The sequence below is a fragment of the Paenibacillus chibensis genome, from assembly GCF_004001045.1.
Taxonomy (GTDB): Bacteria; Bacillota; Bacilli; order Paenibacillales; family Paenibacillaceae; genus Paenibacillus_AQ; species Paenibacillus_AQ chibensis.
Map to the genome: position 1 here is coordinate 1 of NZ_BIMK01000056.1, position 10,970 is coordinate 10,970.

The window sequence follows — 10,970 nt, forward strand, 5'->3', positions numbered from 1 at the left end:
TGATTTCATGTTCCAGGTTCAAAAATGGGGTAATAGTCTAGGTGTTCGTATTCCGAAATCCCTTGCTGTTAAGGTTGGTCTGGAGGAAGGATCGGAGATCGAGCTGGACGTTGAGGATGGACATTCATCAAGCCGAAGTCGGCTTCGCTAGAGGAATTGCTTGACCAAATGACGCCTGATAACCTCCATGAAGAAGTCTCGTCAGGCAATCCAAAAGGTCGTGAAGCGGTAGGAAGCGGCTATGTGCCGGATCGTGGAGACCTGGTGTGGCCGTAGTTCAATCCACAAGCAGGTCATGAGCAGGCAGGGAAACGACCCGCGTTGGTCCTATCCCCAGCAGCCTATAATGGAAAGGCGGACTTTCCTTATTATGTCCGATAACTTCTAAACGAAAAGGCTATCCTTTTGAGGTTATCATTCCGCAAGATTTGCCGATCGAGGGGGTTATTCTCGCCGACCAGGTCAAGAGCCTGGATTGGGAGTCGCGGCAAGCTGCGTTTATCTGCAAGGTGCCGCAAAAGACGCTGGCAGAGGTGGTTTCAAAACTGAACTTGCTCATCCACTGATGATATAGACTTCCGGAACACGTTTCGGAAGGTTTTTGTTTATGCCCCCATTTGATCCTAGTAGCCGCAGGCCGGGAAAAGAGGATGAGCCAACGATGAACCACAAATAAGAGAGGAGTAAAACATTATGCCGATATATAACAAGCTTGTACGGGACCGGATTCCGGACATCATTGGAGCACAGGGGAAGCGGTATACGACCAAGACGCTGAACCCGGATGAATATATTGCAGAACTGAGGAAAAAGCTGCAGGAAGAGCATCATGAATACATAACAGCCGAGCAGGACCGTGAAGCCGTCGCAGAGCTGGCGGATATGCTGGAAGTAATCTATGCTTTGGCATCCGTTCATGGAGCCACGGAGCAGGACTTGAATCGGGTGCGCGACGAGAAAGCGCAGCAACGCGGCAAATTTCAGGAGCGCATTCTGCTGATTGAGGCGGAAATGTAAATGCCGGAAATACGACTCATTATCGAGAAATCACCACTTCCTGGGCCAAGACGCCGCCTGCCTCATCTATGCCGAGTTACGTAAGCCGTGCCGCCGGACAGGCTTTGACCAAGGCGATGAGCCGCGACCTGGCCCCCGATCAAATCCGGGTAAACAAAAACACCGTATACATCGGATTCATCCGAAGCGGGCAGAAGGAGGACCGGTGAAAACGGGACAAACCAATCTGGCGTGGGAAGAGTACGCACGGGAGCCGGAACATGACATTCCGCACGGCCAGCTCGGTAACACGGACGAAGTGGCGAAAGTCATCGTATTCCTCGCATTCGAAGCGGCGTCCTATGTAACCGGAACATCGATTAATATCGACGGCGATTCGGGCCCTTCTTTGTAAAGAGATATACATACGTATAATATGAACATGAGACGGACAAGTGGAAAGGGGGATTTCAGTTATGCATTACAGTGGAATAGGAGCCACTAACGAGCATGCAAGATTGATCATGGAGAGCTATCAAAGATTGACCGAAAAATCGCTTCTGGGTGAGCCGGCCTCAGACAGCCACCCGTTCGAACAATTATTTAACGCGCCCTGCGTGGTGCTTTCCCACGGAACGGAGACCGACCCGGTCCTGAACTTCGGCAATCGGGCGGCGCTGGAGCTATGGGCAATGGATTGGGACAAGTTCACGAGCACGCCGTCAAGACTTACCGCGGAACCGATGGAACGGGAGGCGCGATCGGTTTTTCTAAGAACGGTAGGCGAACAAGGCTATATCGATAACTACACGGGAATCCGCATATCCAGTACAGGCCGGAGGTTTCACATCTTGGAGGCAACCGTATGGAATTTGACGGACGAAATCGGAAAGATTCACGGGCAGGCCGCTGCATTCCGAGAGTATCGTTACGTTTGAGGATACGGTTTGATCTAATACGAAACAGACATGGTTTTAAACTAGCGCTCCTCACGAAATCATAGTTGGGAAAACCGGGTAATTATACGTAAACGCTCCTCATGATTTTGGGCGAAGCCAAGCAAAAGGCTGGTCTTGAGGCTAAGCTGCAGAAGTAACTTGAGGTATATTTCTCCATATGCTAAGATAACAATAAATAAGGAGCAGCGGCCAACTGCTCCCCAATACAGCATTTGTGGTGGGATTACCTCCTCAGGTGTAACTGAACAAGAAGTAACCCGTCAGGCCGTCAACCTGTGGCGGGTTACTTCTTTTTTCTGTCAATATACGTCAACAAAGCAACGATGAACGCTGCAAACACGATAATATTGGAAAAAGAGAAGTTCATACACATCACCTCCCTCTGGAGGCTTGTGTATACCCACCACAAATTGTGCTGTACAAACCAGATTATACCATAAAGGACTCATTGCGAGAGTCCTTTTTCTATGTGCAAAAGTAGGGAAATCTATGGCATCACCGACTGGATATGGCAGAAACATAAAGGGGCAACAACAGTAATATTGGCTATAACAAGTCCAACGGATATGTCACAATAATGGCCCAAGATTTCTTGAATTCTTCCAAAGTACAACTGAAGCCTTAACCTGAATCGATCTTACTAAAGCAGTAATCGTAGCAAAGAGGGCGTTTTTTCTCCGTTCTCTAGTTCACTAATATAAGACCGATCGACACGGGAATAGACACATAACTCATCTTGAGTGAGCTTTTTTTTCTTTGCGGATTTTACGCAGAGATTTGCCAAAGGCAAGCAATTCTATGGATTTCTCTCGATCATTGGCCACGTTATAACCCCTTAATGGATAGTTGAAATAATCTTATGAGCTATCGCATCGACTTCACTTACCCTGAAACATATCATTCCGTTTTAGAATAGATAAGATACATTTCTCTTTTTTTAGAATTTTCTGCAGATTTTATGAAACAATTTATAAACAAAGTGTGTCTTACATATTGAGGAGATTTTACCTCCGGTGTGAAAGGAGAGAGCGTAATGAGAAAGTTTAAGACACTAACATTATCGTAACAGCAGTACTGAGTATTTCTATGGTCATTGGAGGACAAAATCAATCTTCAGCTTCTAGCATCAAGGTGGTATGGAAGAATGGCCCCATTTCCTCTGATGTGGCACCTTACATAAAGAAGGGAACAGTGCTAGTACCGATCAATATGATTGAAAAGCTTGGTTGAAGCAATCTCAATATGTCTTGGGATAATACCCGCAAACAGGTTGGGATCTCATATCGAAAAAAAGAATTGATCCTGGTCCTAACGAAAAGTATGGGATGATTGGAGATGAGCAGACTCCATTAGCGCAGCCAGCCCAGATGAAGCATGGAAGGGTTATGGTTCCTGTAAGATTCGTTGGAGAGGCGTTGGGTGAACCGGTGGTTTGGATGCAAAGACTCAAACGGTAACGGTTGGGAGTTCAACAGTAAATAGTCATGCTAGAATTGCTCTAACCTTGGAATGAGTCCGGGTCCTCTTTCTACCTCGTGTGAGCTTAAAGGAACAGATTAATGCGGGTGGATTAATGACGGTGGTCTGCCATTTCCCTGTAGGAAGAGCGAATGAGTATTTTGTGAAAGAGGAAAACCGAATCGATTATTATAAAGTGCGGCAAGGAAGAGCGGTTCAGATATGGGCTGCTAAAACAACTAACGCTATTGTTGAGAATAAGGGTCTTCCTTTCTTTCCGTATAAAATTGCACAAGAAATAGGGGAGCGGCCAAGCGTGAAGGGGTCTTTTGTATATTATAAAAACTTTGGAGCTATCGCGGCTGTAAGGAAAGGCCAAACAACTAGGTCAAGCAGACGATAATTTGCTCCCATAGCAAGACAAAAAAGAGAGATTGTCCTTAAAGAACAACCTCTCTTTAGAAATATAAGTCAATTAGTTATATACGTTAAATGCTCCTTTACAACTTACAGAGGAAGTATTTTTCACTTGTACTTTATAAGTAGCACCGGCTGTCGCATTGTTGAATTGTAGGCTAAGCCAATTACCTGATTCATAAAAAGTTCCGTAGTATGATATAGCACTTGCCTGAGAATAACTGCTTCCGGATTTTAGCATAAGGTAATAAATACTGTTGGCTTCTTTACTAAAATCATTGATGGGTTGTTGCCAACCGTTTAAGGTTAAGTTGTTAATTGGACTGTAAGTAAAGTCCCCTGAACCAGAACTAGTAAAGTTTGGCGCTAGATTCCAACTAGAAACAGCTACAGTCGACTTGGGCGTTATACGGTTCACGGAAGGAATTGGAGTATCATCAAGTTCATAGAACCAGTTTTCGTTACTATCCTTGTAGAAATATACTGTTTCTACATCCACCTTCCAATTGCCTTGGTCTTTAATAATATGGATAGGGTACTTTGGATAATCTTCATTATCATCATAGGTCAAATCGATGTTTGCAGTATATTCAGTGTCTGATACCTTAGCAAGATCAGATACTTCATAGGAAATGAGTTTTTTTGCTGAGGTACCAAGATAGTTCTCTTTTGTTTATTTGTCAGGAAACAAGGTATCAGTGGACGTTTCTAGCATGGTTGATAAATCACTATTTTGTTCAGCCGTATAGTACGTATTGATTGCATTTGTTACATCGCTTTCATCATTGCTAGTTTCTGCATAAATACTGGTTGGGGCTACAAAACATGCTGTGAGTACTAGAGATAACATCGCCTTTTTGATCTTCATAAATACCCTCCTAAAATAAAATTGAAATATTTTCCTCTTCCACAGTATATCAACCAGATTATAACAATTCAATACATAATCTGACGAATTATGGATTTTATTGAAAAACCAACTTTCTTGGATTAGGATTGTTATATATTAATATGGGCTTTATAAATAATTTATTTCGTACGGAGGTTATTAATTTTGTTTTTTTCTTACTTGAAGGAAGCTACAACAATGCGATTCTTGCTGATCTTGTCATCTATTGTATTTCTTATGTCTTTAATAGTTATATTGGTCCATGGCGACCGTCTCTTACTGGGGGATCCGATTAAACTCAATAATGATGATGTTAAATATATTCACAGTGCGAAAGTTCTCCTTAACGAAGGTACCCTTGCGTATAATTCAGGGAATGATCCTTCCGCATTTATTATGCCAGGCTTGCCCATTATATTAAGCGGATTTATGGCGATTTTTGGGGAGCAGCATGGCGGTGTAACTGCTTTTAGAATTTTTCAAGCGTTTCTTCAGGCTATATGTATTTTTCCAGTCTATTATATTGCCAGGTATACATTTAATCATCGAGTTGCAATTATTACCTCATTAATTGTTGCTGTCTATATTCCAGACTACTTTACCTCGGGTTCAATTCTGACCGAGTGTATTTTCCGTTTTGTTGTTCTGATACTGTTATGTGTCATGATTACTGCTCTTCATACAAAAAAAACGAGTTGGTACATTGGGGTTGGATTACTAACAGCATCAGCAGCTTATTTTAAGCCGCAAGCCTCATTATTTCCAGGTATTATGCTCTTTTTATGGTTATGTTACCGCTATTCGTTCAAAGAAATTGTTCGATTCACGCTCACCATCGTGGCCGCCTATATCCTTCTATTGATCCCATGGTGGATTCGAAATTACATCACCTTTGGCCATTTTATTTTATTTACAAGTTCCGCCGGGAGCCCATTTCTTCTTGGAACTCGAATTCAATACCAGCTTCCGTCTGCTGGCTTTTTTGAGGCATATCCCCAATACGATCCTAGTACTATATTTATTGGTGCAGATCGGGGGGCGGTTGCCAAAGGATTGGACATTCTAAAATACGGCTTGGTACATGAACCATTAAAGTATATCCATCATTATACCGTTGGTAGATTTCGTTCACTTTATATAGTTCCATTCTACTTGCATGATATCTTCTCAATTAAAAAGAACATTGTTGGTAATATACAGACTGTCATTGTTTGGAGTGGCCTCATAGGTATGCTTTGGGCGTGTGTCCGCAAAACGGGGAAGAGATTGTTGCCGATTTTTCTAACATTATTATATTTTACCGCTATCCAGATCCCATTTGTTGCGATGTCGAGGTATGGCTATCCAATGCTAACATTTTTTATATTGTTTATGAGCTATATGATTTACCAAGTAATATTTACTTTTAAAAGGGAATTATCCAGTAAAAATGAGGTGAAGGAGTATGTTTAAAGTGCTAGTCATCATCCCGGCGTATAATGAAGAGTTGAGTATCCAGCATGTCATCCGTGAGATTAAAAGTCATATGTCCTCAGTAGATATACTTGTCATAAATGATGGATCAACAGATAATACGGAAGCAGTTGTAAAGGAGGAAGGGACTAAAGTACTTAGCATGCCCTTTAATGTTGGAATCGGAGGTACTATGCAAACCGGATATATTTATGCCCGGGATAATGGATATGATGTCGCTGTTCAAATGGATGCAGATGGTCAACATGCCGCTGCAGATCTTCCCAAGCTTTTGTCTAGAGTTGAAGAAAATGATCTGGTTATCGGATCACGGTTCCTGGAACAAACCTCTTATCGTGCTCCGCTCATGCGGAAAGTAGGAATTAGGTTCTTTTCTTTACTTGTCAGTCTTGTCACGAAACAACGGTTTACGGATACAACTAGTGGATTTCGTGCAGCAGGACGAAAAGTGATTGAACTATATGCAGATTACTATCCAATGGATTATCCAGAAGTGGAATCTATCGTTTACCTTACTAACAGAAAATGTAAGCTGGTAGAGGTCAAAGCGGAAATGCGTCAAAGAGAAGCTGGGAAATCATCCATCACACCTTTTAAATCAGCTTACTACATGATTAAAGTGACACTGTCGGTTCTCATAAGTGCGGTCCGCTTTAAAGAGGTGAAATCTTTGCCATGATCAATATTTATCTTCTATCCATATTATTTTCCGTTCTTTTTTTGATCGTAATTCTTGAACTGGTAAGGCGACGAAAGTTAAAAGAACAATATTCTTTGCTTTGGATATTAATGGGTATATTGCTATTGATCATTTCTTTAAATGTAAGATTAATAGAAAAACTTGCCTTTTGGTTGCATATCGAGTATGCTCCTGCCCTTCTATTTCTGTTTGGTTTATTATTCTGTTTCGTATTCATTCTTCATTTGACCCTTGTCGTTACCAAGCTCAGCGAGCAGGTTCTACGCTTAACACAAGAATTAACAATTTTAAAGGGAAAGGAATCTATTCTTCATGAGCGGGATCATTAGCTACGGTATTTTACTCCTTAATATTATCCTACTTGTGTTCGGGCAGATTCTGTTTAAGCTCGGACTTCAAAGTAGTGGCGGTCTCAACTGGTTGAGGCTGGCAACTTCTATTCATATTTGGAGTGGGCTCTGCCTCTATGGTATTGCAACCGTTCTGTGGTTCATTGTTCTTTCTAAATTGCCTTTGAGCATTGCCTATCCCCTACAGAGCTTTGCCTACGTTCTATCATTAATACCAGCCTTTTTTCTATTTCATGAAACCATTACTTTAACCAAGGTAATCGGGATTGCTATTATTATGTTTGGTGCGTATTTAGTCGTAAAATGAATTACTACTCCGAATAGAGGTTTTGTAGATGCATTCCGGACCAATGATGTTCGAAGCGTTTTGGAAATCGGAGCCGGACCAGGACGGGACAGTTTATATTTTCAGGAGCATGGCTTAGATATGATGACCGTTGATTTGTCCGATTAGATGGTTCGTTTATGCCAGCAAAAGGGGCTGCGCGCAAGGTGATGGATTTTTATAATTTGGATTTTGCAGATCGGTCTTTTGACGCGGTATATGCTATGAACTGCTTGCTGCATGTGCCCAAAACGCAGCCTCCCGGCGTTCCCAGGGAAACCAAGCGTGTTTTGAAGCCCCAAGGTTTATTCTATTTGGGGCTTTGTGGAGTGATGTCAACGGATGTGAATTTGGGAGCAGGACATTTTGAACCGAAGCGTTATTTTGCCATGTATCCGGATGTAGAGATTCAGTGGATTATCAAAGGCTATTTTCAAATTGAAGACTTCTATACCCTCGATACGGGAGAGGGGAGCCCTCATTTTCAAGGGATGCTGCTGAGGAAGCTTAAAGGGTGGCGGTCTGTATGCCAAGGAGAACAAAGTGTTAAAAAAGACATCCACGACAAGAGAGGAGAAACCACCACGCCAGTATACAACAAGCTTGTACGGGATCTGATTCCGGATATCATTGGAGAGCAGGGGTAACATTTACGTTTTGGTTTACTTGCTATTAAGAAGGAAGATACCATCCATGGATTATTTAGTTGAACGGGTTCTTAATCGCTTCAAAAGTCGACTCGATGGTTCAAATAAAATACTCATTCAAAGAAGTTTGGGATATTCCGCATGGTGTCACTGTGAATTTTACCAACCAGCAACAATGAATGAAGTTGATGAATTTCAAGAGAATACAGGGTTTTATATACCGGATGATCTTAGAGATTTTTTTATGATTCATAATTGGGCTAGATTTTTTGTGAATTCTGAGGTTTTTGATGATCCATCATGGAATATCTTCTCCTTAGAGGAGATTACTGTTGCTGTAGAGGACTATTCTATACCTAGTCATCAGTATCTATAGCTAAGTATGATGATGTTTTGATTTGCATCGACAATGACTGCCTTAAGCAGCAAAAAGGGGATTATCTCTATGCTCGTTCAATCTATACTCCGCCCGATCATGATGGAGAGCAGCTTTATTTGAGTTTCGAGATATTCCTGGATCGATTAATTGTCTCCCAAGGAGATCACTTTTGGGATTGGCCCAAAATTACATCTGAGGTTTTCTACCGTAATAATAAGTAACGATGGCAATCAACAGAGATTCAGAAGATTCTTTGACTGAAAATACGGAACCATCCACTATTCCTCCAACTTTCTCTTCCTCCTCAACCAAAGCAGAGGCTTTAACCTGAAGCGCCCTTGCTAATGCAGTAATCGTGAGCAAAGATAGCGCTTTTTCTCCGTTCCCAGCTCACTAATATAAGACCGATTGACGCGGGAATAAGCGCTCAACTCATCTTGAGTGAGTTTTTTCTTTGCGGATTTTCCACAGAGCTCTGCCGAAGGCAAGCAATTCTATCGATTTCTCACTATGATTGGCCACGTTATAACCCCTTATTGGATAGTTAAATAATCATAAGAGCTGTCACATCGACTCCACTTACCTTCTGAAACATACCATTCTGTTTTTGAAAAATAAAGAATAGAAAGATACGTTCTCTTTTTTAGACAATCCCTGCAGATTTTATGAAACAATCTATAAGCAAAGAGTGTCTTACATATTAAGGAGAATTTACCTCCGGTGTGGAAGGAGAGAGCGTAATGAGAAAGTTTAAAACACTAACACTGTTCGCAACTGCAGCACTGGGGATTTCCATGGACTTTGGTGGACATAATCATGCATTGGCTTCTAGCATCAAAGTGATGGGGAAGAACGGCCCCATTTCCTCGGATGTTGCACCTTACTTAACGAAGGGGACTGTGCTGGTACCGATCAATATCATTGGAAAGCTTGGTCTAAGCAACCTCAATATGTCTTGGGACAATACCCGCAAACAGGTTAGGATCTCATATCGAAAAGTCATGATCACGGTCAAGGTTAACGAAAAATATGGGATTATCGGAGATGAGGGGACTCCATTAGCACAGCCTGCCCAGATGAAGAATGGAAGGGTTATGGTTCCTGTAAGATTCGTTGGAGAGGCGTTGGGTGAGCCGGTGGCATGGGATGCAAAGACTCAAACGGTAACGGTCGGGAGTTCAACGGTAAGTAGTAATGTGAAAAGTGCTCTAACCTTGGAGCGAATCCGGGTCCTCTCTCTACCTCGTGTGAGCTTAAAGGAACAGATTCATGCGGGTGGATTAATGACGGTGGTCTGCTATTTCCCTGTAGGAAGAGCGGATGAATATTTTGTGAAAGAGGAAAATCGAATCGATTATTATAAAGTGTGGCAAGGAAAAGCGGTTCAGATATGGGCCGCTAAAACAACTAACGATATTGTTGAGAATAGGGGTCTTCCTTTCTTTCCGTATAAAATTGTTGAAGAAATAGGGGAGCGGCCAAGCGTGAAGGGGCCTTTTGTATATTATAAAAACTTTGGGGCTATCGCGGCTGTATTTTATGGCATTATCAATGAGCAAGGAAAGGCCATACAGCTAGGTGAAGCAGATGGTAACAAAGGGGTTATTGTAGACATCCCTGAGGAAAAGAACTACATGAAACATTAAATGGCTATCTGAATTGATGGCTGGTTCATTATTTTAAGTAAAGGGGCTAATCATGAGAAAAATGAATAGAAGATTTATAATTCTCACACTTGCTGTTCTTGTTTTGATCACAGGGACAAGTGTATATGCAAGCGATGTTCTTCCTTCTCTTTTTCCAAATGTAAGTCCCGAAGATGAGGCTCTTCCGCAAGCCGTTCAAGATCGTTTAACTCAATCATGGACCCAAGGTCGTGAGATCATACTGAGCAGTGAGGGAAGGGCATTTGGAATCAACAGCAAAAACGAAGATTTGTCAAAATGGACGTTTATCGATTTTGCTCAATTTTATGATATGATATCTACTTTTTCTATGCAAAAACGTTCTTCTTTTCTAGAGGCTTATTATAGTGAGGAGCGGAGAGCTAATCTTGACGTAGGTGATTATATGTCGGCATTACTGATAAATCCAGAAAAGTCACGGGCTTTAGTTTATTGGGAGAAGGCCAATGGTTCTTACGTTGTTATGGATTTAAAATCTAAAAGAAATTCGAAATCCTGGTATGTTGATGGAGTTAAAATTTTGACCCCTTAACAGCAGGGCGTTTCACCAGGATGTTTACGCATTTGATCCCTAGACGATGACTATGACATTTGTTACTTCTATAATTAAGTTTGGGGTGGACACGATGTATCTTATTTTTCTGATGATCTGCTTATTATTTTCGCTCATTTTTATATTTAAGAATGAAAAA

The 10,970-nt window shown here is 41.7% G+C and carries 17 protein-coding genes and 2 pseudogenes; 15 read left to right on the plus strand and 4 right to left on the minus strand.

The features are described from left to right. Window positions 1-7: 7 nt before the first annotated feature. The 5 genes and pseudogenes from PCH05_RS27830 to PCH05_RS26645 all read left to right on the plus strand — a co-directional run bounded on the left by PCH05_RS27830 (window position 8) and on the right by PCH05_RS26645 (window position 1,934). Window positions 8-151 (plus strand): AbrB/MazE/SpoVT family DNA-binding domain-containing protein, encoded by a 144-nt coding sequence (locus PCH05_RS27830; protein ID WP_307719593.1) that lies wholly within the window; start codon window positions 8-10, stop codon window positions 149-151. A gap of 17 nt (window positions 152-168) precedes the next feature. Further along, window positions 169-566, plus strand: a pseudogene (mazF, locus tag PCH05_RS27575) (endoribonuclease MazF). A 127-nt stretch (window positions 567-693) separates the two neighbouring features. Next, entirely contained in the window at window positions 694-1,017 is a 324-nt protein-coding gene (locus tag PCH05_RS26635) for a nucleoside triphosphate pyrophosphohydrolase (RefSeq protein ID WP_127607689.1), read from the plus strand. 29 nt (window positions 1,018-1,046) lie between these two features. Beyond that, window positions 1,047-1,411 (plus strand): annotated as a pseudogene (locus PCH05_RS28150) (SDR family oxidoreductase); the annotation flags it as partial. 61 nt (window positions 1,412-1,472) lie between these two features. After that, window positions 1,473-1,934 (plus strand): MEKHLA domain-containing protein, encoded by a 462-nt coding sequence (locus PCH05_RS26645; RefSeq protein WP_127607693.1) that lies wholly within the window; start codon window positions 1,473-1,475, stop codon window positions 1,932-1,934. Between the two features lie 661 nt (window positions 1,935-2,595). Here PCH05_RS26645 and PCH05_RS28155 read toward each other — a convergent pair. After that, window positions 2,596-2,745, minus strand: coding sequence for a helix-turn-helix domain-containing protein (locus PCH05_RS28155; protein WP_371860600.1), 150 nt, complete (start codon window positions 2,743-2,745; stop codon window positions 2,596-2,598). A gap of 577 nt (window positions 2,746-3,322) precedes the next feature. Here PCH05_RS28155 and PCH05_RS28205 point away from each other — a divergent pair. Both PCH05_RS28205 and PCH05_RS26660 read left to right on the plus strand, forming a co-directional pair. Continuing rightward, window positions 3,323-3,412 (plus strand): stalk domain-containing protein, encoded by a 90-nt coding sequence (locus tag PCH05_RS28205; protein ID WP_430125037.1) that lies wholly within the window; start codon window positions 3,323-3,325, stop codon window positions 3,410-3,412. Between the two features lie 80 nt (window positions 3,413-3,492). Then, complete coding sequence (locus PCH05_RS26660; protein ID WP_127607697.1) at window positions 3,493-3,816, plus strand: hypothetical protein; 324 nt, start codon at window positions 3,493-3,495, stop codon at window positions 3,814-3,816. A gap of 72 nt (window positions 3,817-3,888) precedes the next feature. Here PCH05_RS26660 and PCH05_RS26665 read toward each other — a convergent pair whose 3' ends face one another. Then, window positions 3,889-4,401, minus strand: coding sequence for a hypothetical protein (locus tag PCH05_RS26665; protein ID WP_127607699.1), 513 nt, complete (start codon window positions 4,399-4,401; stop codon window positions 3,889-3,891). A 102-nt stretch (window positions 4,402-4,503) separates the two neighbouring features. Further along, complete coding sequence (locus PCH05_RS26670) at window positions 4,504-4,698, minus strand: hypothetical protein (protein ID WP_127607702.1); 195 nt, start codon at window positions 4,696-4,698, stop codon at window positions 4,504-4,506. Between the two features lie 219 nt (window positions 4,699-4,917). Here PCH05_RS26670 and PCH05_RS26675 point away from each other — a divergent pair, with 219 nt between their 5' ends. From PCH05_RS26675 to PCH05_RS26700, 6 genes are all read left to right on the plus strand, one after another. Then, window positions 4,918-6,171, plus strand: a complete 1,254-nt coding sequence (locus tag PCH05_RS26675) for an ArnT family glycosyltransferase (RefSeq protein ID WP_127607704.1) — start codon at window positions 4,918-4,920, stop codon at window positions 6,169-6,171. After that, entirely contained in the window at window positions 6,164-6,871 is a 708-nt protein-coding gene (locus PCH05_RS26680) for a glycosyltransferase family 2 protein (protein WP_127607706.1), read from the plus strand. Before PCH05_RS26675 ends, PCH05_RS26680 begins: the two co-directional genes overlap by 8 nt. Further along, the gene (locus PCH05_RS26685) at window positions 6,868-7,221 is read left to right on the plus strand and encodes a DUF2304 domain-containing protein (RefSeq protein WP_246049966.1); all 354 of its coding nucleotides are present in this window, start codon (window positions 6,868-6,870) and stop codon (window positions 7,219-7,221) included. The genes PCH05_RS26680 and PCH05_RS26685 overlap by 4 nt, the downstream gene beginning before the upstream one ends. After that, window positions 7,205-7,549: an EamA family transporter gene (locus PCH05_RS26690; RefSeq protein ID WP_127607708.1), complete on the plus strand. Its 345-nt coding sequence runs from the start codon at window positions 7,205-7,207 to the stop codon at window positions 7,547-7,549. The genes PCH05_RS26685 and PCH05_RS26690 overlap by 17 nt, the downstream gene beginning before the upstream one ends. 158 nt (window positions 7,550-7,707) lie before the next feature. Next, entirely contained in the window at window positions 7,708-8,214 is a 507-nt protein-coding gene (locus tag PCH05_RS26695) for a class I SAM-dependent methyltransferase (RefSeq protein WP_127607710.1), read from the plus strand. A 46-nt stretch (window positions 8,215-8,260) separates the two neighbouring features. Beyond that, window positions 8,261-8,590: an SMI1/KNR4 family protein gene (locus PCH05_RS26700; RefSeq protein WP_127607712.1), complete on the plus strand. Its 330-nt coding sequence runs from the start codon at window positions 8,261-8,263 to the stop codon at window positions 8,588-8,590. A 189-nt stretch (window positions 8,591-8,779) separates the two neighbouring features. Here PCH05_RS26700 and PCH05_RS27845 read toward each other — a convergent pair whose 3' ends face one another. Then, complete coding sequence (locus PCH05_RS27845; protein WP_246049967.1) at window positions 8,780-8,956, minus strand: hypothetical protein; 177 nt, start codon at window positions 8,954-8,956, stop codon at window positions 8,780-8,782. Between the two features lie 377 nt (window positions 8,957-9,333). Here PCH05_RS27845 and PCH05_RS26710 point away from each other — a divergent pair, with 377 nt between their 5' ends. Further along, window positions 9,334-10,239: a copper amine oxidase N-terminal domain-containing protein gene (locus PCH05_RS26710; protein ID WP_127607714.1), complete on the plus strand. Its 906-nt coding sequence runs from the start codon at window positions 9,334-9,336 to the stop codon at window positions 10,237-10,239. 52 nt (window positions 10,240-10,291) lie between these two features. Further along, the gene (locus PCH05_RS26715; protein ID WP_127607716.1) at window positions 10,292-10,810 is read left to right on the plus strand and encodes a hypothetical protein; all 519 of its coding nucleotides are present in this window, start codon (window positions 10,292-10,294) and stop codon (window positions 10,808-10,810) included. Window positions 10,811-10,970 lie beyond the last annotated feature (160 nt).